We start from the raw sequence: 24,189 nt of genomic DNA, 5'->3' as shown, positions 1-24,189 counted from the left end.
TGTTCCCGGGTATCGCTCGACGCTGCGACGCTCATGGGCAGCCTTTGCCCGGCTGGCTGACCCACGCCTGTGTGCCGCGGGCGATGCTGTCAGCCAGGCGCGAGATGGCCTTCTGATGCGCGATTACCAGACTGTCCAACCCGCTACCGGCCTGCTCGCGAATCACGCTGCTGCAGGTCAATGTCTGGCGTTTGCCGCCCTCTGCGCCACCACGCAGGCTGAGGTTCCAGACCACATCGAGCAGTGCATACTGGCCGGGCACCGACTCGAAGCGACGCACGTCGGTGCGCAGCGACAGCACCGGCAGGTCGCCTTCCTTCGGCAGGCCGGCCATGTCACGGCGACCCCAGCGCTGTTCGAGCTGTGCGGTCAGGGCGTCATGGAATTCATCCCCCAACGGTGCACCCCAGCGTTCGGTATCGAGAATGGCCAGGCTGCCGTCACCCTGGCGCACCACCAGCGGTGGCTGGTCGACCTGGACGGGTAGCAATACGGGTAGCATCTCGAACTGGAACGGCGCAGGCGCGCCGCTGGTTGCTTCGCTGTGCAACGGCGCGACCAGCGTGTAGTAGTGCATGGTCGGTGAGGAACAGGCGGCCAGCCCCAGGGCCGTGGCCAGGACAGCGAGTTTCAGGCGCAGGGTCATTGTTGCGGCTCCAGGGTCTTGGTGCGTGACGAACTCTTGTACGACGCCGGCGCGGCATCGCCGCTACGGCCACGGATGAGCGATTCGGGCTGGCGGCTGAGGAAGTCGGTGAGCACGCGCATCGAGCGTGCGGCCCGTTGCACTTCTTCAAGCATCTGGCCGAGCTGCTGGCGGCCTGGCGAGTCCTCGGCCAGGCTGTCGTTGGCGCTGGCCAGGGTCTTCTCCGCCTGCTGCAGGGTACCGCGCACATGCGGCAGCACGCTGCCGTTGACGGTCTTGAGGGTCTTTTGCAGTTCGCTCAGGCTGCCGTTGAGGTTGGCGGCCAGTTCGTCGATCGGCACCCGGCCGAGCTTGTCGACGAAGGCCTGCAACTGCTCCTGAAGCTTGTCGAAACTGCCAGGCACCGTGGGAATTTCCAGAGGTCGTGCCCGGGGGTTGAAGGTGACCTTGGGAGCCTTGGGATCGAACTCCATGGCGATGTACAGCTGGCCGGTGAGGAGGTTGCCGGTGCGTACCTGCGCGCGCAGGCCATTGCCGATGAATGAGCCGAGAATACGTGCCGACTGCTCGTCGGGATCGCCGTTGCCGGCCAGGTCGCGAAGTTTTTCTTCGGCGGCGCCCAGGCGCTTTGGGTAGATCAGCGCACCGACCACCCCAGGGAAGGTGCGGGTATCGCCATCGTAGTCGAGGTCAACGGACAGCACCTTGCCGATGTTGACGCCCAGGAAGTCCACCGGGGCACCGACCGCCAGGCCACGCAGCGACTGCTTGAAGCGCATGCGGATATATAGTGGGTCGCCGTCTGGCGGCGCCAGCGCGGTGGCCTGGTCGTCGAAGATACGGAACTCCGCGTTCTCGGCGGCGGGCTTGGCGTCGGGGCTCCAGTTCGGTTCACGGAAGGCGATACCGCCCGAGACGATGGACGCCAGTGACTGGGTGTCGATCTTCAGGCCGGCGGTACCGACCGTGACGTCCACGCCACTGGCGTTCCAGAAGCGCGTGTCGGTGGTGATGTATTTGTCGTTGGGAGCATTGATGAAGATCTGCACGTCGACACCCTTGCCGTCATCGGACAGGTTGTAGCCCACCACCTGGCCGACCTGGATGCGCCGGTAATAGATCGGCGAGCCGATATCCAGTGAGCCGAGGTCGTCGGTGTGCAGGATGAAGCGCTTGCCCTTTTCCCCGAAGGTTACCGGCGGCGGGGTTTCCAGGCCGACGAACTCATGAGTGGTCTGCTCGGCGTTGCCGGCGTCGGCGTTGATGAAGGCTCCCGACAGCAGGGTGTCGACCCCGGAGATGCCGTGCGCGCCGATACGCGGTCGTACCACCCAGTACTGGCTGTCGACGCGGGTGAAGGGGCCTGCGGAGTTGTTCAGCTCGATGGTGGCCAGAACGTGGGTACGATCCTCGCTGAGGCTGATGGCGGTGACCATGCCGATCACCACGTTCTTGTACTTGACCTGGGTCTTGTTGGCTTCCAGGCCCTCGGCGGTCTCGAAGCTCACGGTGATCTTCGGACCCAGGTTCATCCAGTCGTGCAGAGCCATCGACAGGCCGATCAGGCCGGCGACGATGGGCACCAGCCATACCAGCGAGATGCGCGCCTTGCGTTGCCTGATCTGCGGCTGAGGTGGTGTAGCGGCCGTTTTCGGGGGGGTGTTGTCAGACATCTTCAACCTCTGCGTCCCAGATGAGCCGGGGATCGAAACTCATGGCGGCGAACATCGTCATCACCACGACCAAACCAAAGAACAGGATGCCGATGCGCGGCTCGATACTGCTGAGTTCGCGGAACTGCACCAGGGAAGCCACCAGGGCCACGACCAGCACATCAAGCATCGACCAGTAGCCGATCAGCTCGATGAAGCGATACAGGCGGGTACGCTCGACCATCGCCCAGCGGCTGCGCCGCTGGCAGGTCACCAGCAGCATGCCGAGCACGGCGAATTTCAGGCACGGCACCAGTACGCTGGCGATGAAGATCAGCAGGGCGATGTCCCAGGAGCCGTGATGGAAGAAATCGATCACGCCGCTCATGATCGTGCTTTCGCTGCTGTTGCCGAGCATGTTGGTGTACATCACCGGCAACACGTTGGCCGGTATGTAGAAGATCATGCCGGCAATGAGAAATGCCCAGGTACGGGCGATGCTGTTTGGCTTGCGGTGGTGTACCGGTGCATCGCAGCGCGGGCAGCAGTGGGCGTGCTCAGGGCAGGCATAGCCGCAGAGGTGGCACAGGTTGAGCCGATGCTGCCAGGCATAGGGGATGCGGCTCATGTCGGCCGTACCTCGAGCAGGTCCCAGAGGCGACGGATGTTGCGGTTGGCGATCAGCAGGATGAGCACCATGAGCATCGCCATGGCCCAGAGCCCGACGCCGGGATGCACATCGAGCATGCCGGCCAGCTTGATGATCGCCACCAGGATCCCCAGCATGCACACTTCCAGCATGCTCCACGGTCGCAGGTGTTCGAGTGCCCGCATGCAGGCCTTGAAGCCCGGCGCGACGATGCCGCGTTGAGCATGCAGCAAGACCCAGAGCAGCAGGACGATCTGCAGCAGCGGAGCGAAGATGATCGATAGCCCGGCGACCAGGGCGATCAGCGTAATGCGGCCCTGGGCCAGGGCTTGCACCGATTGCCACAGGGTCACTTCGTTGCTCAGGCCCTGCATGCTGATGCTGATGACCGGGAATATGTTGGCCAAGATGAACAGCATGGCCGCCGTGAGGGTGAGCGCCAGCCATTGTTCGAGCGACATGCGCTGGCCACGGCTGAGCAGCGCAGCGCAGCGCAGGCAATAGGCGGCTTCGCCGGCACGCAAGGGGTGGATCTCATACAGCGAGTCGCAGTGCTCGCAGATGATCAGGCCCGCTGGCGGGGGGCTGGGAGGTTCGATACTCATCGGCACCGTGAATACTGGTTCTGAGAGAGTCATGCAGGGCAGGGGAAGATACCCTGTTACCGTGGTGACGGCTTGTAATTATGCACACAGGTTAATGACCGCGCGGGTGCGGCTACATGATGGACCGCAGCCGCAGGACGACGTTCGCCCGGCATCGGGCGGATATTCTGAACTGCCGGGCGGCGGACTGCCAGCCCGGCATGGGCCGCTCAGGGACGGTCCGGACGGGCCTGGCGTTGCAGAAAGCCCAGCAGAGGACGTACGGCTTGGGGAATGTTGTGCTCGTCGAACACCAGGCACAGGGTACTGCTCTGGTCTTCGATGGTCAGCTCGTATTCCCGGCCATCGCGCGCCTGGCTTGCAATGACTTGGCCCGAGGCCCGCAGGCCGCTGTCCAGCACCAGTTGGCGCAGGTGCTGGGCCAGTTCGGCAGGCAACTGTTCCGTGTCGACCTCATAACGCCGCACCGCACCGACGAATCCGCCGGACTGGACGAAACAGACTTTCATGAACGGTTTCCTCCTCGGGATCAGACCAGGATACCCACCTCGCTCCAGGCGGCCGCCACGGCCTTGCGCGCCGCAGGCCCGTATGGCTTGCGCCCGGCAATCTCGATGCTGAGCCGTGCGCAGTCGAGAAACTGACTGTCGGCTGGCAATTGCAGAAGTGTGTCATACCATATCCGCCCGGCTTCGTCCCAGGCATTACCGCCCAGCGCCTTGGCCACCAGTACGAAGGCGCGGTTGGGAATGCCGGAATTGATATGCACGCCGCCACGATCACGCGGGCCGGTATAGAGGTCGCTCATGTGGGCCGGCTGCGGGTCGTCGCCCAGGTCGGGGTCCTGGCGGTAGGCCTGGCCGGGTTGTTCCATGTCGCGGATCCCGCGTCGTGTGGTGGCCGGCACCAGCAATTCGCGGCCCACCAGCCAGCTGGCCTCGCGAGCCGGTGTGCCCTCGTGCCAGTGGCGCACCAGAATGCCGAACACATCGGCGAAATGCTCGTTCAGTGCGCCGGACTGGCCCTGGTAGGTGAGGTTGGAGGTGAAGCTCTGCAGGCCATGGTTGAGTTCGTGGCCGATCACTTCCAGGCTGCCGGTAAAGCGCCGGAACACCTCGCCGTCGCCATCTCCGTAGGCCATCTGCCGACCATTCCAGTAGGCGTTGTTCAATGGCACCGCATCGCCTTGCAGGTCGACCTCGCCCACATGAACGGTGGAAACCAGTGCCATGCCCTGGCCGTCCAGCGAGTCACGCGCGAACAGCTTGTCGTAGAAGTCATGGACCAGGCCCGACCCGTCGTAGGCCTCATCCACTGCCGGATCGCCGCTGTCGGGCTGGCCTTCGCTGCGCGCCAGGCGTCCGGGCAGCCTTGGCGTACCTTCCGCGTCGTAGATCAGGCGGTGTCTGCCGCCTGGGCCGGGCTGGACGGGCAGCAGGCCGGGGGTGGCCTGGGCGGTAAGGCGGCTGGCGAGAAACGCCGAGCCGCCGGCCAGGTTGGCGATTGCGCATTGGCTGACCCGGCGATGGGGGGACTGGGTCATGTGTTCGAGAATGTAGGGCGGTACGAAACAGTGAAGCGGGTCATGGTTGCACATCGATGGACTCCTGCCGACAGGCTTGAATGAAGCAGGTGCGCTGCTGAGCATAGACCGCCGTCACCGGCGCATTGCCCGTGCGGCCGTTTTACCGGCGTGTCGAAACATCCGATTACATCATTGTCGTTCCCGCTTCAGCCTCAGGCTTCCCGAGGCGCGGCGTGCTCGGTGCGCTATCCAGGGGCTGCGGCACCTTAACGCAGGGCGTCGAGCGACCCGTCAGGGGTGATAGACTCGCGCCTCTTCAATCAGGAGCGATCCCACGTGCGCAAGATGGTAATGATGATGGCGATGCTGGCATTGGCGGCGTGCGATGCCGGAAAGCCCGAGGCTCCGGCTCGTTCCGACACGGCCAATGCGCCAGCGGCGGCAGCGCCGGTCAGCGAGCCGAAGTGGTACATCCAGATGAATACCCGTGAGGCGGTGAGTGACACCAGCGCTTGGCTGTTGGAACGGCACTACGCACCGACAATCGTCAACATCGAAGGCAAGCAGCAGATCATACTCGGCCCCTACGCCACTGAAGCGGAAGGTCAGGCTCAACTCACCGAGCTGCAGGCCAAGGTGGACAAGTCGCACCGCTTCACCAAGCCGACCCTGGTACATCGCGCACTTTAGGACGTCAGGCCCGGACCGACCGCTCAGGTACTGGCTGGAGCGGCCTTGTGTTCATGGCAGATGCAGTGAACTTCGGGGCCTCTTCGCGGCTAAAGCCAATATTGTTCGCTTAAGCGGCATGTGGCTCGGTGGGAGCGGCTTTAGCCGCGAAAGCGCCAGGAAATGCACTGCATCTGTCATGAACATGCGGTCGCTTCGCGGCTGAAGCCGCTCCTACCCGGCCTGACTGAACTGTATTGCGGCCAAAGCCGCTGCCTACCGAACTACATGCCGCTTGGCCGAACGGTAGGGCGGCTGAAGCTTCTACCGTCAGCGACGGCCCAGCAGCAGGCCGACCACCAGGCCGAATCCGGCGGAGACCGCCACGGTCTGCCAAGGATGGCCGCCGATGTAGGTCTCGGTGGCTTCGACCACCGGGCGGGTACGCTCACGTACGCTGGTCACTGCATCCAGGGCCTGGGTGAGCTTCTGGCCCAGTTGTGCCTTGAGGGTCTCGGCGTCTTCGCCGACCAGCGATGCACTGTCCTTGAGGAGTTTCTCCGATTCTTCGATAAGCGCCTGCAGTTCGCTGAATGCCTGATCCTTGATCTGGTCGGCGGTGTTTTGCGCGTTGGTCTTGCGAGCCATGATGGTTTCCTTTCAGTGGATGGCATTTGAGCAATGGAGTAGGGCGGCAAGGCAAAAGTTGCAACGCGATGAACCTGCGCGTCACCCCGTGTAAGATTGCACCCGGTTTTAGTAGGAGGTAACCGCCATGAGTTTCAATCTCGCCAATCTCAGCCTGCCCGAACGTGCGGCGATCGAAGACGAAAAGGCGCGCCTGTTCGAGCTATGGCAGAGCAATCTGGGCAAGGCCAAGGGTGAAGCGGCCCGCCTGATCGGGGAAAAATCCAAGCGCAAGGGCAAGTGGGCCGAATGGGTACGTGCCGAACTCGACGCCATGAGCCCGCCAGAGTTCGCCAACATGGTGCGTAGCGAGGTCAACCGGCTCATGGCTGCGGCTCGCTGAGCCAGCGGCCGTCGGGGCTCGATGCGCGGGGTCTCAGGTCCAGGGTGCCGCTGGCTTCGAAGCGCTGGGTGGCGAACGGACCCGCGGAAAGCTTGCCGTGCAGCGTGTAGGGCAGTTGCTCGATCTGCTGTCCCTGGGCCAGCCCCAGCGCCTGGCGCAGGGCGGAAAAGGCGCTGATGCTCACCGGCACCACGACCAAGCTTTCCGAAAAGCGCGGCACCCGACCCGACCGATCACTGACCCCGGAGGCCAGCAGTCGGTCATTCACCTCCAGACGCAACGCCACGCCGTTGTAGTCGATGTCTCGGTCATTGGGGTTCTGCACCCGCAGCGTGACCGCCATCCGCACTTCCAGGTCCTGGCCCGGCAAGGGCTCGACCCCGGCCACGTCGATCAGCAGCGGGTCCTGGTCGGGCAACAGTGCACAGCCGCCGTTTCCGAGCATCAGCGTGGTGAGCAACAGGTAAAGTAATCGGCGCACGTCGAGTTTCTCCGCAATGGTCGTCAGGCATCTGACCGCAACGGGACGGCGCGATTCGCTGCCGGTGATGAGGCGTTCAGGGCCGTCTTCTTCCGCTACGCTCAAGAGATGGCCATCGCAGTGGTCGATGGCGTTGCTGTGTCGCCCGACGGCGGCATCGCTGCCCCATCTCGCAAGGAGTACAGCATGTCCGTTCAAGCTCAGCAGGATCCGGTGGTCATCGTCAGTGCGGCGCGCACGCCCATGGGTGGTTTTCAAGGTGACCTCAAGGGGCTCAGCGCGCCGCAGCTGGGCAGCGCGGCGATCCGCGCTGCGGTACAGCGGGCCGGCATCGAGGCCGGAGCCATCGAAGAGGTGTTGTTCGGTTGTGTGCTTCCGGCAGGTCTCGGCCAGGCCCCGGCGCGCCAGGCGGCACTGGGGGCCGGGCTGAGCCTGGCGACACGCTGCACGACGGTCAACAAAATGTGCGGTTCCGGCATGCAGACCGTGATCCAGGCTCATGACCTGTTGCTGGCGGGCAGTGCCAGCGTGGTGGTGGCCGGCGGCATGGAGAGCATGTCCAACGCCCCCTATCTACTGGACCGCGCCCGTGAGGGCTATCGCATGGGCCATGGTCGAGTGCTCGATCACATGTTCTATGACGGGCTCGAAGACGCCTTCGAGCCTGGTCGACTGATGGGCACCTACGCCGAAGACTGTGCGCAACGTCATGGCTTCAGCCGTGAAGCGCAGGATGCCTACGCGCTGTCGTCGTTGGGCAGGGCACAGGAAGCGATGGACAGCGGCTGGTTCGACGAAGAAATCGTGCCGTTGCAAGTGCCCCAGGGCAAACAGACGGGCACCATCAGCCGCGATGAGCAGCCCCCCAAGGCGCGGCCGGAACGTATCGCGACGCTCAAGCCGGCGTTTCGCGAAGACGGAACGGTCACTGCGGCCAACTCCAGTTCAATTTCCGATGGCGCGGCGGCGCTGTTGCTGATGCGCCGTTCCGAAGCGCAGCGTCGCGGCCTGGCACCCCTGGCGGTGATCCATGGCCACGCTGCCTATGCGGATCAGCCTGGGCTGTTCACCACCGCGCCGATCGGCGCCGTGCGTGCGCTGTTCGCGCGTACCGGCTGGAGCGCCGAACAGGTCGATCTGTTCGAGATCAACGAGGCTTTCGCGGTGGTGAGCCTGGTGGCGATGAGCGTACTGGAGTTGCCCCATCACAAGGTCAATGTCCACGGTGGAGCCTGTGCGTTGGGGCATCCGGTAGGTGCCTCGGGCGCGCGGATCCTCGTGACGCTGTTGTCGGCACTGCGCCGCCGTGGCCTGAAGCGAGGTGTGGCGGCCATTTGCATTGGTGGCGGAGAGGCGACGGCAATTGCGATAGAAATAACCCAATAAATCAATTAGTTGCGGTTGTTTTTGCAGGTGATTTGTTTGATTTGCTGCGCGATTGAAAAAGAAAAATAAGGAATTAATTCAATGAGTTATGAGGCTATTCTCACAGAGATTAGAGGAAGGGTCGGCGTGGTCACGCTGCATCGTCCCCAGGCCCTGAATGCGCTTAACGCACAGTTGATCGAGGAGCTCAACCAGGCCCTCGACGCCTTCGAGCGCGATGCCCATATCGGCTGTATCGTCCTTACCGGTTCTGAAAAAGCCTTCGCGGCGGGGGCCGATATCAAGGAAATGGCCGAGTTGACCTACCCGCAAATCTACCTCGACGACCTTTTCGCAGCCAGCGACCGGGTCGCCAGCCGTCGCAAACCGCTCATCGCAGCGGTGGCTGGCCACGCGCTGGGCGGTGGCTGTGAGTTGGCCCTGATGTGCGATTTCATCCTTGCGGCGGACAACGCGCGTTTCGGTCAACCGGAAATCAATCTCGGTGTTCTGCCGGGCATGGGCGGTACCCAGCGCCTGACCCGCGCCGTTGGCAAGGCCAAGGCTATGGAAATGTGCCTCAGTGGCCGGCTCATGGACGCCGCCGAGGCGGAACGTGCCGGCCTGGTTTCGCGGGTGGTACCGCTCGGGCAATTGCTCGACGAGGCCGTGCGCGTGGCTGGGCTGATCGCGGAGAAATCCCTGCCGGTGGCGATGATGGTCAAGGAAAGTGTGAATCGGGCCTTCGAGGTCAGCCTGGCGGAGGGTGTACGTTTCGAACGTCGCGTGTTCCACGCGGTGTTCGCCAGCCATGACCAGAAGGAGGGCATGGCCGCGTTCATCGACAAGCGGCCACCCTCTTTCAAGGGCCGCTAGCGAGGTGAATCACGAGTCCGCCGTACCAGTGCGCCGTGATCTTCGTTGCGACGCTGCGTTGCTACGCCTTGCGGCTGCGCTCTGCCTGACATCAAGAGTATCGCCCGAACTTGTGAGTCACCCCGCTAAGGAGCAGGCTGCAAACGCCCGACTTCCAGAAGCGCGACGTGCAGGTCCTGCTGCTCGCTGCGATGCAGGTGCTCGTACAGCGTCACACAGCGGCCCGGTTGGAGCAGGCACAACTGCCCCGGTGTACGGGCATACTCGACGGCCAGGCGCTGACGATCGATGGGCGTCAGCCCCAGGCAGCCATTTTCGTCGCTGCGGCCCTCGAACAGCACATCCTCGGCATTCAGTCGCGAAAGGTGCTCCAGCCCCGGTTCGGCCATGCGCACGATGTACCAGACCTGCCGGCCTGGCGCGTATTCCGCTGTGTCGAGCCGCAGGTCCTTCAGGGCGGCCTGCAGAGGCTGCTGTCCCAGGCGCAGCGCATGACTGCCCTGTACCCCGATACCCTGGCCGGTCATCTTCAGGGCTCCCGCCAGACCCTCCACGACCAGCTCCTGGCTACCCCGTATCGTCAGGGACTGCCCGGCCTTCACTTGCAGCGCCTCGGGTAGCGTGCTCATTTCCAGGCCATCCAGCCACAGGCGTGGCGTAGCATGCTGCCCTGCTGCAGCGAGCAGGGCGCAGATCACGGGGCGGTCGGGGTCGTTGTCCAGGCAGGCTATCAGCACCCGGTCGCCCTCGCTCAGCCGGTGTCCCACAGGAATGCGTTCAACGGCCAGTTGTGCCCGTGGCCAGGTTGGCGGCATTGGTGCCGAGAGCTGCCAGTCGAAACGCACTGGCAGGCAACCGCTCGCATCAGGCGTGCCGCCCATCAGCGTGGCAGGCTGCACACCGCTCGCCGGTGGCCTGGGATGCTTGAGCTGGGGGCGGAAGGCATGTGTCCACTCGATCACTTCGAAGTGATTGACATAGTTGTCCAGGTCGTCCTCCTGCGTGGTATCGGGTACTGCCAGCTGGGCAACGATTGCGGCGATGTCGTAGGGGTCATGGCCTTCGAAGACTTCAGGCTGGCGGCCGACGTGGCGCAGCCGGGTGACCAGCCAATGGTCATTGAAGCGCGGCTGCGAGTGCCCGACCACCCGTACCACCTGTCCGCAAGTCAGCGCCGCGTCGCGGCTCCACCCCTGCACCTGGCGGGTTTGCCCGCGAAGTCGTTCGAGACGCCGGGCACGACGTTGCAGGTCGCTGTCGGGACCCTGCCGTTCACAGGGCTGATTGTCAGCCTGGGCGCAACGCTCGCCCGCTGGGCAGGCCAGTTCGCCAGGGCTGGCAGGCTCGGGGGTGGCGCTGCGGATGGTCAGGCTTTCGACGAGATCGCCAAGTGCCTGCCCGCTGGCCGGGCAGGGCCCGAGCGGCAAGGCTCTGGAGCGCTCGGCAAAGCTGCACGGGTCGTCGGAGAACACCAGTTGTGTGTCGACGAAGCGGAAATAGAGTCCTTCCTCTTCGCACAGCCGCTGCAGCAGATGCAGGTCGCTTTCCCGATGCTGCATGCACAATGGGCGAGTCTGGTAGAGCCCTTGCAGGGCCTCGAAGCGGTAGTCCTGCACCGTGAAACCATGCTCGCCGAGCAGGCGTTCGATGATCTGCGGTGCGCTGAGATGGTGGAAAGCGCGCTGGCGTGGCGGGCCATTCAGGCGCCCGAGCGCAGGCCCCAGCGTCAGGCGGTAGTGGCTCAGGCAGGTGCCGGCGTAGACCTGGGTGACACGGGTGATCTCGCCTGACACGCCGGGGTGTCCGCCAGCGAGGGTCAGTCGGGCCTGGCGTCCGGTGAGGCGGGCGAGGTCCATGTGGGCTTCCCGGCTGATCAGCTCGACGTCGAAGCGCCAGGGTTCGTTGAGGGCTTCCTGGCCGGTGTAGCCGGCCACCTGCAGGTCGGGCAGGCAGCCGGCGATCTTCAGGGTCATCGGCCAGGGGGGTACTTGGGTCATGCTGGGGACTCTGCATCCACGGGTTTTCAGGCTGCGAAGGGTACGAAATGCCGGGCGGCAAAAGCATGTCGGTGGGTTATTTCAGAAATGGACTACAGGTCTCGTTACGTGCCGGGTAATTGTCCAACACGACCCGGGCCGCTTTGCCAGGGGTTCCATCTGCGCGGCGGGCGTATAGAATGCTCGCCCTGTCCCCGGGTGTTCCGGGCAGTATCTTTTCAACGTCCTGTACCGAGGCGCGCCAAAGCGGTGCCCGAGCGGCGGGACGCCAGCGAATCAAGAGAGCAGACATGGGCGCACAGTGGAAAGCCAAACATAAAGAAGCGGCTGCCAATGCCAAGGGCAAGATTTTCGGCAAGCTGTCCAAGGAAATCATGGTCGCCGCCCGCGCCGGCGCCGATCCTGACATGAACTCGCGCCTGCGCTTGGTGGTGGAGCAGGCGAAGAAGGCTTCGATGCCGCGTGACACCCTGGAGCGGGCGATCAAGAAGGGTGCCGGCCTGCTGGGCGAGAGCGTGAGCTTCGAGCGCGTGACCTACGAAGGTTTTGCCCCGCACCGCGTGCCAGTGATCGTCGAGTGCCTTACCGACAACGTCAACCGCACCGTCGCGGAAATCCGCGTGCTGTTTCGCAAGGGGCAGCTGGGCGCTTCCGGCTCGGTGTCTTGGGATTTCCTGTACCAGGGCATGATCGAGGCCGTGGCCAACACCGAAGACCTGGACCCCGAGGAAGCGGCCATCGAAGCCGGCGCTCAGGATTGCGAGATGGGCGAGGACGGGGTGGTGCTGTTCCTCACCGAACCGACTGACCTCGACGCTGTGTGCAAGGCGCTGCCTGACCAGGGCTTCACCGTGCAATCCGCGCAACTGGGCTACCGGCCGAAGAACACCGTGGATGGCCTGAATGATGAACAGATGGCCGAGGTCGAGGCGTTTCTGGAAGCGCTCGACAACCATGACGACGTACAGAACATGTACGTGGGCCTGGCCTGAGGCCCGCTCACTGACACTTGGCGGTTTCGCTCACCAGGACCGTTGCGGTTGAAACCGCCGCCCCGCGCAGACAGGGTCTGTGGCGTCATGCCTCAGACAGTTGCAGCAGAAGGCGATGTACCTCGTGCATCGCCGGTCGCGCCAGTACCTGGTCCTGTCGGCAGGCCTGTGCCAGTGTCTGCAGGCGGCTTTCGTCGCTGGCCGCCGGGCAGCGGTCGAGCAATTCCTGCAAGAAAATCCCGAAAGCCCTCACTTCGATCCGCTCCAGCGCTTGTGCCTGGGCAGCCGCAGGATGGAAGGCGGCTGCACCGAAATCACCTAGCAGGCACCGACCGTCTGGTTGCCAGAGAATGTTGTGCGCATACAGGTCGCCGTGGGTCAGCGAGCGCGCATGCAGATGGGCCGTCACGGCGGCGATACCCGTGGCCAGGCGCATCAGCGCCGGCAGGTCGAGGGTCAGGTCTGCCGGGTAGCAGTCGCGGGTGCAGGAGTCCAGGCTGGGCGGCCCGGCCAGGTTGCTCCATTCCGGGTCGATCAGCCCCATGACCAGTCCGCGGCGCTGCTCTGGGTGATCGGTGATTTCTCCCAGAACGTCGATCAGCTGTGGATGCGTGGCGGCAGCCATGCAGGCCTGCATTTCGTCCAGAGGCGAGCCGTCACTGGTGAGCTCCCCTTTGTACAGTTTGATCGCGACCGGCCGTGAGCCTTCCTCGCTCTGCCACTGGCCCTGCTGGATGATGCCCGATGCGCCTTCCCCCAGCTGCTGGCTGACCGTCAACTGCCGCCAGGGTATGCGGCGAATGCGCGCCGGCGCCGGGCAGGTACTGAACGGATTGCCGGCGTGGGCCAGCCAGGCCAGTGCCGGCATGCTCAGCAGCCAGTCGGGCAGGGTGTCCAGCCGATTGGAGGCGATGCGCAGCAGTTCCAGGCGGTCACAGTTCGCCAGGCTGGCCGGCAGGCTGCGCAGCCGGTTGCCCGCCAGCATCAGTTTTTGCAGGTCGCTGCAGTGGCCCAGTTGCTCAGGCAGGCTTTCCAGGTGGTTGTCGGTGAGGATCAGCCAGCGCAGGTGGGCGGGCAGTGCCTGGGCAGGTATATGCTCGATGCGATTGGCCTTGAAGCCGATCATGCTCAGCCGCTTGCAGCGTCCCAGCGCAGATGGCAGCTCGGTGAAACGGTTTTCCGAGGCGAACAGCACTTCGAGACGATCCAGTCGGTACAAGTCATCGGGTAGCTGATCCAGAGCGTTGCCGCTGAGGTTCAGCACGCGAAGCGTGTCGGCCAGCTCGAAGATTTCCGGCGGAAACTGCTCCAGGCCGCAGCTCAGGTCGAGGCGTTCGATACCGGCCAGGCGGCCGGCGCGCAGGTCTGCAAGGGTGTGCATCGGGCAAGTCGTCCAGCGAAGGAGGGCAGGGAATGCTGAGGGGCGGCCGGGGTCAGCGGCCGCCGCCTGATTCAGCGCAGGTCGTGCACCATGCGCGACAGTGTGGTGAGCACGTCATCCCCCAGCTTCTTCGAGCGCTCGCCAGACCAGCCGGTGCGCGGGTTGGGCGCATCGTCATGGTCCTTGAACGGCATTTCCAGGGTCAGTGCCAGGCATTGGTAGCGTTCGCCGACGCTATTGCAGGCCAGGGTCATGTTGGCCTGCCCCGGTGCACTGAGCGGGTACCCGTGCACGCTCTGGAAGTCCTTGGTGATGCTCTCCAGGGTTCTGCGGAACTGGGCTTCCAGCTCGGCCTGCTTCGGCGTGTAGCCAGGGTTGCCTTCGCAGGCGGCGGTGAATACATGTGGAATGTCTTCGTCGCCGTGGGCGTCGAGGAACATGTCGACACCATACTTTTCCATCTGCTGCTGGACGAAGTGCACCTCGGGAGTGTCTTCCGCGTTGGCGTCCTGCCAGGCCCGGTTGAGGTCCTTGCCACGTGCGTTGGTGCGCAGGTGGCCGTGGAAGGCACCATCGGGGTTCATGTTCGGCACCAGATACAGATCAGCGGCGCCCAGCAGCTGCTGCAGGCTGGTGTCGGCAGGCGCTTGCAGGCGTTCGATGATGCCTTCCATGAACCACTCGGCCATGTGCTCGCCAGGGTGCTGCTGGGCGATGATCCAGATCTTGCGCTTGCCCGGTGCGCCATCGCCTTTGCGCAACAGCGGGATGCTGCGGCCCTCGACGCTCTGCCCGGTGGCCAGACGTTGGCAGCCGGCCTGTTGTTCTGCCTGGGTGATCAGCCGGTCATGGCGCGCGCGGCTATAGGGTTCGAAATAGGCGAACCAGACCTGCGGCCCCTCAGCCTCGTAGGTGAATGTCAGTGCCTGGCCGTCGAAGCTCGATGGCACGCGGAACCAGTCGTGTCCGTTGGTGGAGGCGACGGCGTTGTAGCCGTGCCAGGCGTGGCCATAGCTGGAACCGCCGGCATTGCCGAGCCTGAAGGTGTAGCGCTGGCCTGGCACCAGGGCCTCGACCTTGAAGTGGAACCATTGGTAATGCGCGCTGTGGGTATCCGGGCGGATAGCCAGCTCGATGGCTGCCGGGTTACCGGCGTCGATGACTTCAATGTTGCCGCTGTCGAAATCGGCACGGATGATCGGACTCACGTGGTCTCCCTGTAGGCGCATGCACAGAACATGGCGGCTACTTTACAGGGATTGAACCGCGCGGTTCAGTCGTGAATGGGTCATTGACGATCAGCTGAAGGTTTCCACGGCCGTCAGAAGGCTGCAGACGAACGTGACGGCCAAGCACCAGGCCAGTGTTCCCTTGGGTTTGCGGCGATGCCAGCCGCTGGCGCCCAACAGTGCCGCTGGGGCACGCAGGCGCTGCCACAGCCGTTCACTGGCCTGAAAGGCGGCCAGGTGGGCCGGGTCGGCGTCCAGCCAGTGACGGAATTCGATTCGCTGGCTGGGTGTGGCCGAAGGGTTCTGCAGGTGGATGTACCAGGCATCGGCGCTGTCGTGGATGGCCAAGGGTGCAGCCGGATCTGCCAGATGGCGATGAGCCTGGCGCATGGCCCGCAACATGGCGCGTTCTACCTTGGCGGCGTCTACCTGTATGAAGGCGGCGACTTCGGCATGCGAACGCTGCTCCAGCCGACAGAGCAGGAAGATCTGCCGAGTACGTCGCGACAGCTTGCGCAGTCGGCGGGCGAGTGCGAGGTCCTGCGCGCTGACGTCGGAGGCGGCCGGCCTGGAGCCCGGCAATGCAGACAAAATCTGGCTACTCATGGGCATCGCTCGTGGAGGGTCCTGGAAGAAAGGTCATGCCGAGGAGGTGGCATCCATAATTAAAACAGGCTAGTGCAACCGATAAGCATTCTCAAGTGTTAGACATGAACAATTGCCTTATTCCATCGTGTCGTGAGGAAGATTCTATGACCCGACAGGGTGAGCCTTTGTTATGCTGCGCGGCATATGCAGCACCTTCCGACTTCATTAGCCTGAAGCAGCGAAAAACCAAAAAAAAGACCCGGCAAAAAGCCGGGTCAAAAACCGTGATTAGCCTGATGAGGAGATAATCCTGGAGTCGACCTGTGACTCCGGGGTTACCCGCCAGTCTCGCGACCAGCGAGATAAATAATAATCATTATCATTTTTCGTTCAAGGCTTTTTCCGCATTGATTGAAATATACAATCCATCTGGCGTGATCGATGGAGTGTGTCTTGTCTAAGGTGGCGTGATGCCACTGCTTCCCCCTTCACTTTTTTCCTTATACCGCCTTGCGCTTCGCTGGGCGCTGCCTGCTGCCGCGCGTGGCTGGCGGGAATGGGGTGCAGAAAGGGAATGACGGAAAGCACGAAGGGGAGCCTGGGCTCCCCTTCAAGGTTTCTTGGTATGCTCTTTTTGTTTTTCGGGTGGCCTGTTGTTGTTCTTGGTAGCCTGGCCCGTTCCTGCTTTGGCGACCCCCATGCGGGGTCAAGAGCAAACGTATTTTTTTGAGCGCTGATCGATCTTCGGTGAAAGATCCAACCTGTCGTGTAGCTGCCTTGGGCAGTCTTGTTGTTCTGTGACCGGTCGTGGGCACGCGGCCCGTGAAGCGATCGACTTCAAAAAAATCAGTTGGCTGCGTCTCTGTCCGTGTTGTTCTTGTTATGTCAGAGCCGGTGCATCTTGTTTTTATTGGGTTGCTGCGTTTCTTGTTCTTGTTATGCCTGTATCTAAGCAGATGCCGTGCCAATTTTTTAAAACTCCCGAAAACCGGGGCTTCACGCCACTCTCATCGGCTCTATCAACCTGTTCATCTGCCTGAAATGTTTCCGTGCTACCCGAACACCTGAGCAGATGCGTATGCAGGGTAACACCCTGTGACAAGCTGTCGCACGGCTAGCCCGACAGGCGTAGCGATGTCAAGGTGATGCTTGCTCTTCGGTGATGGGAAAACGCTGGGAGGCGTTCGACATCCGGGGGCCGGATGTGTATCGGTGACCGGGCTTGGTGAAGATGTGCCGAACGGTCGGCCTCTTGTCGGCGTGGGGGTGTAAGGTAAGTGATGCAACACATCCGCTTTCTGGAGGTGAACATGAGCACTGCGATGCTGCACAAGATGCAAGTCAACGGCTACCAAGTGATCAGTGTGAACAACGGACCCTGGCGGGTCTGCACCGACCATGACCGGCTGGCCACTTTCAATACCCGCGATGAGGCGATGGCCTACGCGGTTTGTCTGCCGACCCGGACAGCCCGGCCAGATACCCATCACTGATCGCCAGGCCCCGGTCGTGTTAGCGGCCGGGGCCTGGCGGGTGCTCAACCGTTGCGGAACAGGAAGCTGTAGGCATTGAGCGCCGGCACGCCACCCAGGTGTGCATACAGCACGCGCGAGCCTTCGGGGAAATCGCCGTTGCGTACCTTATCGATCATCCCGTGCATGGATTTGCCCTCGTACACCGGGTCGGTCAATACACCTTCGAGTCTGGCGCACAGGCGGATCGCCTCGAGCGTGCCCTCGTTCGGCAAACCGTATTCCGGTCCACCATAACGGGTGTCGAGTATCACGTCCTCGGCGGTGATGGGCTGGTCCAGCTCCACCAGTTCCGCGGTGTGTCGGGCAATGCGCAGGATCTGCGCATGGGTCTTCTCGGGCTTGGCCGAAGCGTCGATGCCGATCACGCGTCTGGCCCGGCCATCTGCCGCGAAGCCGGCGACCATGCCCGCCTGGGTGCTGCCGGTCACCGAGCAGACCACGATGTAGTCAAAGGTGAACCCCAGAGCCTGCTCCTGGGCACGCACCTCTTCGGCGAAGCCGACAAAACCCAGACCGCCATAAGGGTGTTCCGAGCAACCGGCCGGAATAGGGAACGGCTTGCCACCGGCAGCCCTGACATCGGCCATGGCCTGTTCCCAGCTGGGGCGGATACCGATATCGAAGCCCGCGGCGTCGAGCCTTACGTCAGCCCCCATGATCCTGGACATCTCGATATTACCCACCCGGTCATAGACCGCGTCGGAGTAGTTGACCCAGTTTTCCTGCACCAGTACGCACTTCATGCCCAGGTGCGCGGCAACCGCTGCGACCTGCCGGGTCTGGTTGGACTGGATGCCGCCGATCGACACCAGCGTGTCGTAGCCGCCAGCCAGAGCCTCGGGAATCAGATATTCCAGCTTGCGCGTCTTGTTGCCGCCGAATGCCAGTCCACTGTTGCAGTCTTCGCGTTTGGCATACAGCTCGACCTTGCCGCCCAGATGTTCGCTCAGGCGCTTGAGCGGGGTGATTGGCGAAGGTCCGAAGGTGAGGGGATAGCGCGGGAATTTCTCAAGGTTCATGGCACGGCTCCATCGTTTGATTGCGATGTCTTGAAGCCTAGAAACGATCGCCAAAAAGCGGATTGCAAAAAATGCGATGAAAAAATAACAAATGTCAGCTTATCTTTAATTAACGAAACAGAAGTTCGTGGAAAGGCTAATGAAAGCAACAAATGAAACTGCCCTGGCTTTGGATCGCACGGACAAGGCCATCCTGCGGCTGCTGCAGCGCGATGCCTCGATCTCCAACGTGGCGTTGGCCGCCAAGGTCAATCTCAGCCCGCCTGCCTGTCTACGACGGGTCGAACGCCTCAAGGAAACCGGGGTTATCCGCAGTACGGTCGCGCTGCTCGATGGTGAACGTCTGGACGCGGGCATGGTGGTTCTGATCGGCGTAGTACTGGATCGCTCCACACCTGAGTCGTTCGCGCAATTCGAGGCCGCCGTGCAGAAGGTCTCCGGCTGTATGGAAGTGCACGTGGTAACGGGTGAGTTCGATTACTTCGTGCTGTTGCGCACCCGCGACAACCAGAGCTTCAACCGTCTGCATGCCGAGCAATTACTTTACCTGCCCGGTGTCCGGCAGATCCGCTCGTTCATGGGCTTGCGCCAAGTGCTGTCGACTACCCAGCTGTCGTTCTGAGCGAACAGGTTTGCGGGGGAGGCAGGGCGATCAGCATCGGGCGCCGGCAGACCACGGCGCAGGTTCGGGCTGTCGCTCAGCTGCAGGCTTCGCTGGCGATATAGGCGGCTGTCGAATCGGGAATGACCGGAAGCATGCCGGCAGAGGGGCGTGCAGCGGGCAGGGCCTGCAGGTTCTCGCCGATGCCCAGCAACGCTACGGTCTGGCGCTCGCAGTTGTACACCAGGCGTGAATACAGCGTCCCCAGTAACCCATCGCGACGAGTGACCACCACGCGCTGCTGGGCATGGCCGGATTTCTCCAACAGGGCATGCCGGGCATTGGGGTCATGGGGAATGTCGATATTGCGTTCGCTCGCCTGGACGGCCAGACCTGGCGCAAGAAGGGTCAGGGTTAGAATCAGGGCTTTCATCGGTGCCTCCTGCGGATGAGATGACGCGCCGTGCGTGGTTAGAAAATATGGGATCCAAAACTTTGGGCGCAGTACCGTTCATCGGCCCCATCGCGGGCGTTTTGGAGCGACTAGCAGCCATGGAGTCTTTTCTTCGAACAGTCAGCGAGTTAGCTGCGCAAGACGATCTGCGACGGACCGTTGGCGCTACAGTGGCGAGGCGATTTCCGATGGATGGCATATTGCCTCGCCTGCATGTCGGTGATGACCGCTCGTCAGGGGGGCAGGCCAACGTGCTGAACGATGCCGGGGGGCGCAAGGCCACAAACAGGGTCACTCCCACCTTTGAAAGGAGCATTCCCATGGCTGACTATCCTCGTCCCCCCTTCCCGAAACAGACCCAGCCGGTGCCCGGTAGCCAGGGCCGCATGGATCCTTACCCCGACTGCGGCGAAGAGCGTTATGTCGGCGCTGGCAAGCTGCAGGGCAAGGTCGCGCTGATCACCGGTGCCGACAGCGGTATCGGTCGCGCGGTGGCCATCGCCTTTGCCCGTGAGGGCGCCGATGTCGCCATCGGTTATCTGGATGAACATGAAGATGCCCAGGAGACCGCCCGCTGGGTGGAGCGGGCAGGGCGCCAATGCCTGTTGCTGCCGGGCGACCTGGCCGACAAGGCGGTGTGCCGAGAAATCGTCGACAAGACCGTTGCGCAGTTCGGCCGCCTCGATGTGCTGGTCAACAACGCCGCGTTCCAGATGACCCATGAGCGCTTCGAAGACATTCCTGACGATGAATGGGTGCGCACTTTCGATATCAACATCACCGCGATGTTTCGCATCTGCCAGGCAGCCGTACCACACATGCAGCCTGGGGCGTCGATCATCAACACCAGTTCGGTGAATTCCGATATGCCCAAGCCGACCCTGTTGCCCTACGCGACCACCAAGGGCGCCATCGCCAATTTCACCGGCGGGCTGGCGCAACTGCTGGGTGAACGTGGCATCCGGGTCAACAGTGTGGCGCCCGGACCGATCTGGACGCCGTTGATTCCGGCGACCATGCCCGCCGAAGAGGTCGAGCAGTTCGGCAGCAATACACCGCTGGGGCGCCCCGGCCAGCCTGTGGAAGTGGCGCCGTTGTATGTGCTGCTGGCCAGCGACGAGGGCAGTTACTTGTCTGGCGAGCGCTTCGGGGTGACCGGTGGGCGGCCGATTCTCTGAGTCCACTTGATCTGCGTGGCAACGTCCCCATGTAGAAAAAGACACGCGATTCTACTTGCAACCTGCCAATGGAGATGTGCGATGTATCCTGATGTACAGCTGTATATAGATGGCCAGTGGCGTGCCGCTCGCGAAGGCCGTACCCAGCCTGTAGTCAACCCGGCCACCGGGAAAGTCATCGGTCAGGTCGCCCATGCCGACATCGCCGACCTGGACGACGCACTCGCCGCTGCCGAGCGCGGTTTTGCCACCTGGCGCGCCACGCCGGCTTTCGAACGCTACAAGATCATGCGCCAGGCCGCCGTGCTGATGCGCGAGCGCGCCGACGCCATCGCCAGGATCATGACCCAGGAGCAGGGCAAGCCGCTCGCTGAAGCACGTGCCGAGACCCTCTCGGCGGCCGATATCATCGACTGGCTGGCCGAAGAAGGCCGGCGCAGCTACGGCCGTCTGGTTCCGTCGCGCAATGCCAGCGTTGAGCAGAAGGTCATCAAGGAGCCGGTAGGCCCTGTCGCGGCGTTCACGCCCTGGAACTTCCCCATCAACCAAGTGGTGCGCAAGCTGTCGTCGGCCCTGGCGGCCGGTTGCTCGATCATCGTCAAGGCTCCGGAAGAAACCCCGGCATCGCCGGCTGAGCTGATCCGTGCGTTCCATGACGCCGGTGTGCCGGCTGGGGTGATCGGTCTGGTGTATGGCGACCCGGCGCAGATCTCCGGCTACCTGATTCCTCATCCGGTCATCCGCAAGGTCACCTTCACCGGCTCCACGCCGGTGGGCAAGCAACTGGCGGCATTGGCCGGGCAGCACATGAAGCGCGCGACCATGGAGTTGGGGGGCCACGCCCCGGCACTGGTCTTCGCCGATGCCGACCTGGATCTGGCTGCACGTACCCTGGCCACCGCCAAGTTCCGCAATGCCGGGCAGGTCTGCGTGTCGCCAACGCGCATACTGGTGCAGCGCCCGGTTTTCGAGCAATTCGTCGAGAAGTTCGTCGGCCTGACCCGTGAGGTACAGGTGGGCGATGGTTTGGACAGCACCACCACCATGGGGCCGTTGGCCAACGAGCGTCGGGCGCCGGCGCTGCGCGAGTTGGTCGAAGATGCGGTCCGCCAGGGCGCGAAGCTGGAGACCGGCGGCAAGGCCATCGAGGGCGATGGCTGGTTCTTCGAGCCGACGGTTCTCAGCGGGCTGACTCCCGCGATGCGCATCATGAACGACGAGCCGTTCGGTCCCGTGGCCTTGCTGGTGCCTTTCGACAGCGTGGAGGAAGCGATTGCCGAATCCAACCGCGTGCCATACGGGCTGGCGTCCTACGCCTTCACCACTTCGATCAAGACCGCCCAGGCGCTCAGCTATGGCATCGAGGCCGGTATGCTGAGCATCAACCATCAGGGTATCGGCCTGCCGGAGGTGCCGTTCGGTGGCATCAAGGATTCCGGTTATGGCTCTGAAGGGGGGACCGAGGCCATCGAGGCCTACCTCAACACCAAGCTGGTCACGCAGTCCGGCTGACCGCCAGCGTAAAACGCCAGCGGCCCGGGGAGTGAGGCTCCCCGGGCCGCTGGCGTTTCAGAATCGGATCATTCCTTGGCCTGTTGCAGGCCGTTCTGGCGGATCGACAGGTTCTTTTCCTTCTTGTATTGCAGGGCCACCGCCGGCACCGGGCCGCTCTGCCCGGTTTCCAGCCAGCGGCGCAGGCGTGCTGCATCGGCGAAGTGAGTCTGCTTGCCGAATGCGTCGAGGATCACCACCGACACCGGACGCTTGGCCATGCTGGTCAGCAACACCAGACAATGGCCGGCCTGATTAGTGAAGCCGGTCTTGGTCAGGCGAATGTCCCAGTTGTCACGATGCACCAGGTGGTCGGTATTGCGAAAACCCAGGGTGTAGGTGGGCTTGGTGAAACGCACGGTCTTCTCTTCGGTGGTGCTCAGCTCGCTGAGCAGCGGGTATTTGCGCGCCTCCATGATTAGTTTGGTAAGGTCGCGTGCGGTCGACACGTTGTACACCGACAGCCCGGTCGGCTCCACGTAGGCGGTGTGCTTCATGCCCAGGGCCTTGGCTTTGGCGTTCATTGCCTGGATGAAGGCGGGGTAACCGCCCGGATAGCTGTGCGCCAGGCTCGCTGCTGCGCGGTTTTCCGAGGACATCAGGGTGATCAGCAACATGTCGCGCCGACTCAGTTGGCTGCCCAGCTTGACGCGGGAAAATACGCCTTTCATTTCCTTGGTCTGGGAAATGTCGACGGGAATGACTTCATCCATCGACTGCTTGGCATCCAGCACGACCATGGCGGTCATCAACTTGGTCACTGAGGCGATGGGTACCACGACATCGGGGTTGCTGGAATAGATGACCTTGTTGGTCTGCAGGTCGACGACCATGGTGCTGCCCGAGGCCAGATGCAGATTGGCCGGGTCGCGATTCAGTGCAACAGGCTCGCTGGCCTGTGCGCTTGCGAACAGGGGTCCGGTAACGGCAAACAGGATGCTCAATACACAAATACGGATTTTCAAGAACAACACTCACTCGGTAGTGTGCGTGGATGCACGACGGCAGGGGCATAAGGCGTGCATTCTAGAAGCAGCCTTCGACTAAAGTCGATGGGCGTAGCCTGCAATTGCCGCGCTGCCGGATAAATAGCCTGTTCATTCAGACACTGTTAAGTAGGCAGCAAGTATTTGCTCACGATAGCCGCTTATTACCTGGGCCGCCGGCCCTGGCCGCGATCCAGACCCGTGGCGGTCGGCACAGTCGGGGTATTGCAATAAGCACGCGGGTATTTCGATAGTCATGGCGCGCGGCACCTGCAGCGATTAGCATCCACGCCATTCGAAGAACTTGGAAGTAAGGAGTCGGGTAATGCCCAAAGGGTTGGTCGGCAAGGATTACATGCTCCTGGTCATCGCAGCGATAGCTTTGACGGTACTCATGCTGGGAGCGGGCTTTTTCATCAAGCCGGTGGACTGGGCGGGCTGGGTGCAGGCCACGGGCGTGGTCGTCGCGCTGCTGATGGCCGTTGCGGTACCGGCGATTCAACGTGCCCAGCAGGCCAGGGAAGCGCAGCGACAACTGCGCGAACGAGAAATCGGCTATGCCCGGCGGGTCCAGTATCTGTGTGCGGAGCTGACCGAGATGCAGGGGCGCATCAACCTTAACCTGATGCACCTGCGGGCCAGTGACCGGCATCATCTCAAGTTCATGCTGCAGGATTATCTGCACCGTCTGTTCGAGTCCCACAAGCACGATCTCAACGACGACCGTATTGTCGTGGTCCACGAGTTGCGCCAGGTGGCTGGAGACCTGATCGACGAACTGGAAAGCGGTCGTAGCGACCGCACCGTGTACGCCGCTGTGGAGCGGCGTCTGCAGAAGCTGGCACAGCGTTGTCAGATCATCGTGGTCATCGCCGAGCGTCTCTAGCAGGCGTGTTCAGCTGTTCAGCACGTGGCTGGCCAGCTGCAGGTGCCGGGCCTGGGCGACCGGCAGCGAGGTGAATGGACCGTCGACGGGCTCGCCGTCACGCATCAGGTACCAGCAGGCCAGCAGCCCCTGTTCACGCAGTGAGACGGGGACGGCGCTGCCGACCACCGACATGATTTGAACCTTGCTCATGGATGCCTCCGTCAATCGATGGCTTCACTCTACGCAAGGGTCCCGGCAGGCAGAAATCAACCTGCTCGATAGTGGTCATTGATCCATGTATTGGCGCGCGGA

26 protein-coding genes are annotated in these 24,189 nt (G+C 62.8%); 10 read left to right on the top strand and 16 right to left on the bottom strand.

What is annotated here, in order from left to right; all coding sequences use genetic code 11:
- Positions 1–31: 31 nt before the first annotated feature.
- The 6 genes from RRX38_RS04910 to RRX38_RS04885 all read right to left on the bottom strand — a co-directional run bounded on the left by RRX38_RS04910 (position 32) and on the right by RRX38_RS04885 (position 5,149).
- Positions 32–646 carry a PqiC family protein gene (locus RRX38_RS04910; RefSeq protein ID WP_315961767.1) on the bottom strand — a complete coding sequence of 205 codons (615 nt, stop codon included), beginning with the start codon at positions 644–646 and terminating at the stop codon, positions 32–34.
- Positions 643–2,319, bottom strand: coding sequence for an intermembrane transport protein PqiB (locus RRX38_RS04905; RefSeq protein WP_315961766.1), 1,677 nt, complete (start codon positions 2,317–2,319; stop codon positions 643–645). The genes RRX38_RS04910 and RRX38_RS04905 overlap by 4 nt, the downstream gene beginning before the upstream one ends.
- Positions 2,312–2,926 (bottom strand): paraquat-inducible protein A, encoded by a 615-nt coding sequence (locus RRX38_RS04900; RefSeq protein WP_295472917.1) that lies wholly within the window; start codon positions 2,924–2,926, stop codon positions 2,312–2,314. Before RRX38_RS04900 ends, RRX38_RS04905 begins: the two co-directional genes overlap by 8 nt.
- Positions 2,923–3,552 (bottom strand): paraquat-inducible protein A, encoded by a 630-nt coding sequence (locus tag RRX38_RS04895; protein ID WP_315961765.1) that lies wholly within the window; start codon positions 3,550–3,552, stop codon positions 2,923–2,925. Before RRX38_RS04895 ends, RRX38_RS04900 begins: the two co-directional genes overlap by 4 nt.
- Positions 3,553–3,761: 209 nt before the next feature.
- Positions 3,762–4,061, bottom strand: a complete 300-nt coding sequence (locus tag RRX38_RS04890) for a protealysin inhibitor emfourin (RefSeq protein WP_315961764.1) — start codon at positions 4,059–4,061, stop codon at positions 3,762–3,764.
- A 20-nt stretch (positions 4,062–4,081) separates the two neighbouring features.
- Entirely contained in the window at positions 4,082–5,149 is a 1,068-nt protein-coding gene (locus RRX38_RS04885; RefSeq protein WP_315961763.1) for a M4 family metallopeptidase, read from the bottom strand.
- Positions 5,150–5,413: 264 nt separating this feature from the next.
- Between RRX38_RS04885 and RRX38_RS04880 the strand changes: the two genes are divergently transcribed.
- Positions 5,414–5,767 carry a hypothetical protein gene (locus RRX38_RS04880; protein ID WP_295472925.1) on the top strand — a complete coding sequence of 118 codons (354 nt, stop codon included), beginning with the start codon at positions 5,414–5,416 and terminating at the stop codon, positions 5,765–5,767.
- Positions 5,768–6,076: 309 nt separating this feature from the next.
- Here the strand turns inward: RRX38_RS04880 and RRX38_RS04875 are convergent, their stop codons facing one another.
- Positions 6,077–6,394: a YqjD family protein gene (locus tag RRX38_RS04875; protein ID WP_295472927.1), complete on the bottom strand. Its 318-nt coding sequence runs from the start codon at positions 6,392–6,394 to the stop codon at positions 6,077–6,079.
- A 127-nt stretch (positions 6,395–6,521) separates the two neighbouring features.
- On the opposite strand from RRX38_RS04875, the gene RRX38_RS04870 reads away from it, so the two are divergent.
- The gene (locus RRX38_RS04870) at positions 6,522–6,776 is read left to right on the top strand and encodes a hypothetical protein (RefSeq protein WP_295472929.1); all 255 of its coding nucleotides are present in this window, start codon (positions 6,522–6,524) and stop codon (positions 6,774–6,776) included.
- On the opposite strand, the gene RRX38_RS04865 is transcribed toward RRX38_RS04870, so the two are convergent.
- Positions 6,757–7,221 (bottom strand): LEA type 2 family protein, encoded by a 465-nt coding sequence (locus RRX38_RS04865; protein WP_295473011.1) that lies wholly within the window; start codon positions 7,219–7,221, stop codon positions 6,757–6,759. The genes RRX38_RS04870 and RRX38_RS04865 overlap by 20 nt on opposite strands.
- 222 nt (positions 7,222–7,443) lie before the next feature.
- Here RRX38_RS04865 and RRX38_RS04860 point away from each other — a divergent pair, with 222 nt between their 5' ends.
- Together RRX38_RS04860 and RRX38_RS04855 are read left to right on the top strand one after the other, a co-directional pair.
- On the top strand, positions 7,444–8,643 hold the full coding sequence (locus tag RRX38_RS04860; protein ID WP_315961762.1) for an acetyl-CoA C-acyltransferase: 1,200 nt from the start codon (positions 7,444–7,446) through the stop codon (positions 8,641–8,643).
- Positions 8,644–8,724: 81 nt separating this feature from the next.
- Complete coding sequence (locus tag RRX38_RS04855) at positions 8,725–9,498, top strand: enoyl-CoA hydratase (protein ID WP_315961761.1); 774 nt, start codon at positions 8,725–8,727, stop codon at positions 9,496–9,498.
- 125 nt (positions 9,499–9,623) lie between these two features.
- On the opposite strand, the gene RRX38_RS04850 is transcribed toward RRX38_RS04855, so the two are convergent.
- Entirely contained in the window at positions 9,624–11,495 is a 1,872-nt protein-coding gene (locus RRX38_RS04850; RefSeq protein ID WP_315961760.1) for a type VI secretion system Vgr family protein, read from the bottom strand.
- Positions 11,496–11,785: 290 nt separating this feature from the next.
- Here RRX38_RS04850 and RRX38_RS04845 point away from each other — a divergent pair, with 290 nt between their 5' ends.
- A complete protein-coding gene (locus RRX38_RS04845; RefSeq protein ID WP_315961759.1) occupies positions 11,786–12,487 on the top strand; it encodes a YebC/PmpR family DNA-binding transcriptional regulator in 702 nt (233 codons plus the stop codon).
- An 85-nt stretch (positions 12,488–12,572) separates the two neighbouring features.
- Here the strand turns inward: RRX38_RS04845 and RRX38_RS04840 are convergent, their stop codons facing one another.
- The 3 genes from RRX38_RS04840 to RRX38_RS04830 all read right to left on the bottom strand — a co-directional run bounded on the left by RRX38_RS04840 (position 12,573) and on the right by RRX38_RS04830 (position 15,703).
- Positions 12,573–13,868 (bottom strand): leucine-rich repeat-containing protein kinase family protein, encoded by a 1,296-nt coding sequence (locus RRX38_RS04840; RefSeq protein WP_315961758.1) that lies wholly within the window; start codon positions 13,866–13,868, stop codon positions 12,573–12,575.
- A 71-nt stretch (positions 13,869–13,939) separates the two neighbouring features.
- Positions 13,940–15,097: a M14-type cytosolic carboxypeptidase gene (locus tag RRX38_RS04835; protein ID WP_410524867.1), complete on the bottom strand. Its 1,158-nt coding sequence runs from the start codon at positions 15,095–15,097 to the stop codon at positions 13,940–13,942.
- A gap of 69 nt (positions 15,098–15,166) precedes the next feature.
- On the bottom strand, positions 15,167–15,703 hold the full coding sequence (locus RRX38_RS04830) for a DUF4880 domain-containing protein (protein ID WP_315961756.1): 537 nt from the start codon (positions 15,701–15,703) through the stop codon (positions 15,167–15,169).
- A gap of 1,292 nt (positions 15,704–16,995) precedes the next feature.
- Here RRX38_RS04830 and RRX38_RS04825 point away from each other — a divergent pair.
- Entirely contained in the window at positions 16,996–17,178 is a 183-nt protein-coding gene (locus RRX38_RS04825; protein WP_295472946.1) for a DUF2188 domain-containing protein, read from the top strand.
- A 44-nt stretch (positions 17,179–17,222) separates the two neighbouring features.
- Here RRX38_RS04825 and RRX38_RS04820 read toward each other — a convergent pair whose 3' ends face one another.
- On the bottom strand, positions 17,223–18,239 hold the full coding sequence (locus RRX38_RS04820; protein WP_315961755.1) for a 1-aminocyclopropane-1-carboxylate deaminase: 1,017 nt from the start codon (positions 18,237–18,239) through the stop codon (positions 17,223–17,225).
- Positions 18,240–18,378: 139 nt separating this feature from the next.
- Between RRX38_RS04820 and RRX38_RS04815 the strand changes: the two genes are divergently transcribed.
- Complete coding sequence (locus RRX38_RS04815; protein ID WP_315961754.1) at positions 18,379–18,861, top strand: Lrp/AsnC family transcriptional regulator; 483 nt, start codon at positions 18,379–18,381, stop codon at positions 18,859–18,861.
- A gap of 76 nt (positions 18,862–18,937) precedes the next feature.
- On the opposite strand, the gene RRX38_RS04810 is transcribed toward RRX38_RS04815, so the two are convergent.
- A complete protein-coding gene (locus RRX38_RS04810) occupies positions 18,938–19,273 on the bottom strand; it encodes a hypothetical protein (protein ID WP_315961753.1) in 336 nt (111 codons plus the stop codon).
- Between the two features lie 341 nt (positions 19,274–19,614).
- Between RRX38_RS04810 and RRX38_RS04805 the strand changes: the two genes are divergently transcribed.
- Positions 19,615–20,472 (top strand): SDR family oxidoreductase, encoded by an 858-nt coding sequence (locus RRX38_RS04805; RefSeq protein WP_315961752.1) that lies wholly within the window; start codon positions 19,615–19,617, stop codon positions 20,470–20,472.
- Between the two features lie 81 nt (positions 20,473–20,553).
- Positions 20,554–21,984, top strand: a complete 1,431-nt coding sequence (locus tag RRX38_RS04800) for an NAD-dependent succinate-semialdehyde dehydrogenase (RefSeq protein WP_315961751.1) — start codon at positions 20,554–20,556, stop codon at positions 21,982–21,984.
- 68 nt (positions 21,985–22,052) lie between these two features.
- Here the strand turns inward: RRX38_RS04800 and pbpG are convergent, their stop codons facing one another.
- A complete protein-coding gene (pbpG, locus tag RRX38_RS04795) occupies positions 22,053–22,994 on the bottom strand; it encodes a D-alanyl-D-alanine endopeptidase (protein ID WP_315961750.1) in 942 nt (313 codons plus the stop codon).
- A 340-nt stretch (positions 22,995–23,334) separates the two neighbouring features.
- Here pbpG and RRX38_RS04790 point away from each other — a divergent pair, with 340 nt between their 5' ends.
- Positions 23,335–23,895 (top strand): hypothetical protein, encoded by a 561-nt coding sequence (locus tag RRX38_RS04790; RefSeq protein ID WP_295472960.1) that lies wholly within the window; start codon positions 23,335–23,337, stop codon positions 23,893–23,895.
- Positions 23,896–23,904: 9 nt separating this feature from the next.
- Here the strand turns inward: RRX38_RS04790 and RRX38_RS04785 are convergent, their stop codons facing one another.
- On the bottom strand, positions 23,905–24,087 hold the full coding sequence (locus RRX38_RS04785) for a hypothetical protein (RefSeq protein WP_315961749.1): 183 nt from the start codon (positions 24,085–24,087) through the stop codon (positions 23,905–23,907).
- Positions 24,088–24,189: the final 102 nt, after the last annotated feature.

This window comes from Pseudomonas sp. DTU_2021_1001937_2_SI_NGA_ILE_001 (assembly GCF_032463525.1).
Classification (GTDB): Bacteria; Pseudomonadota; Gammaproteobacteria; order Pseudomonadales; family Pseudomonadaceae; genus Aquipseudomonas.
Note: the sequence above shows the minus strand (reverse complement) of the source record. Positions and strands in the feature narration are given on the sequence as shown.

Bases quoted from the DNA above. Each gene is read 5' to 3' on its own strand.
- RRX38_RS04910 (WP_315961767.1), bottom strand. From the start codon at position 646: ATGACCCTGCGCCTGAAACTCGCTGTCCTGGCCACGGCCCTGGGGCTG.
- RRX38_RS04905 (WP_315961766.1), bottom strand. From the start codon at position 2,319: ATGTCTGACAACACCCCCCCGAAAACGGCCGCTACACCACCTCAGCCG.
- RRX38_RS04900 (WP_295472917.1), bottom strand. From the start codon at position 2,926: ATGAGCCGCATCCCCTATGCCTGGCAGCATCGGCTCAACCTGTGCCAC.
- RRX38_RS04895 (WP_315961765.1), bottom strand. From the start codon at position 3,552: ATGAGTATCGAACCTCCCAGCCCCCCGCCAGCGGGCCTGATCATCTGC.
- RRX38_RS04890 (WP_315961764.1), bottom strand. From the start codon at position 4,061: ATGAAAGTCTGTTTCGTCCAGTCCGGCGGATTCGTCGGTGCGGTGCGG.
- RRX38_RS04885 (WP_315961763.1), bottom strand. From the start codon at position 5,149: ATGTGCAACCATGACCCGCTTCACTGTTTCGTACCGCCCTACATTCTC.
- RRX38_RS04875 (WP_295472927.1), bottom strand. From the start codon at position 6,394: ATGGCTCGCAAGACCAACGCGCAAAACACCGCCGACCAGATCAAGGAT.
- RRX38_RS04870 (WP_295472929.1), top strand. From the start codon at position 6,522: ATGAGTTTCAATCTCGCCAATCTCAGCCTGCCCGAACGTGCGGCGATC.
- RRX38_RS04865 (WP_295473011.1), bottom strand. From the start codon at position 7,221: ATGCTCGGAAACGGCGGCTGTGCACTGTTGCCCGACCAGGACCCGCTG.
- RRX38_RS04860 (WP_315961762.1), top strand. From the start codon at position 7,444: ATGTCCGTTCAAGCTCAGCAGGATCCGGTGGTCATCGTCAGTGCGGCG.
- RRX38_RS04855 (WP_315961761.1), top strand. From the start codon at position 8,725: ATGAGTTATGAGGCTATTCTCACAGAGATTAGAGGAAGGGTCGGCGTG.
- RRX38_RS04850 (WP_315961760.1), bottom strand. From the start codon at position 11,495: ATGACCCAAGTACCCCCCTGGCCGATGACCCTGAAGATCGCCGGCTGC.
- RRX38_RS04845 (WP_315961759.1), top strand. From the start codon at position 11,786: ATGGGCGCACAGTGGAAAGCCAAACATAAAGAAGCGGCTGCCAATGCC.
- RRX38_RS04840 (WP_315961758.1), bottom strand. From the start codon at position 13,868: ATGCACACCCTTGCAGACCTGCGCGCCGGCCGCCTGGCCGGTATCGAA.
- RRX38_RS04835 (WP_410524867.1), bottom strand. From the start codon at position 15,097: ATGCGCCTACAGGGAGACCACGTGAGTCCGATCATCCGTGCCGATTTC.
- RRX38_RS04830 (WP_315961756.1), bottom strand. From the start codon at position 15,703: ATGAGTAGCCAGATTTTGTCTGCATTGCCGGGCTCCAGGCCGGCCGCC.
- RRX38_RS04825 (WP_295472946.1), top strand. From the start codon at position 16,996: ATGAGCACTGCGATGCTGCACAAGATGCAAGTCAACGGCTACCAAGTG.
- RRX38_RS04820 (WP_315961755.1), bottom strand. From the start codon at position 18,239: ATGAACCTTGAGAAATTCCCGCGCTATCCCCTCACCTTCGGACCTTCG.
- RRX38_RS04815 (WP_315961754.1), top strand. From the start codon at position 18,379: ATGAAAGCAACAAATGAAACTGCCCTGGCTTTGGATCGCACGGACAAG.
- RRX38_RS04810 (WP_315961753.1), bottom strand. From the start codon at position 19,273: ATGAAAGCCCTGATTCTAACCCTGACCCTTCTTGCGCCAGGTCTGGCC.
- RRX38_RS04805 (WP_315961752.1), top strand. From the start codon at position 19,615: ATGGCTGACTATCCTCGTCCCCCCTTCCCGAAACAGACCCAGCCGGTG.
- RRX38_RS04800 (WP_315961751.1), top strand. From the start codon at position 20,554: ATGTATCCTGATGTACAGCTGTATATAGATGGCCAGTGGCGTGCCGCT.
- RRX38_RS04790 (WP_295472960.1), top strand. From the start codon at position 23,335: ATGCCCAAAGGGTTGGTCGGCAAGGATTACATGCTCCTGGTCATCGCA.
- RRX38_RS04785 (WP_315961749.1), bottom strand. From the start codon at position 24,087: ATGAGCAAGGTTCAAATCATGTCGGTGGTCGGCAGCGCCGTCCCCGTC.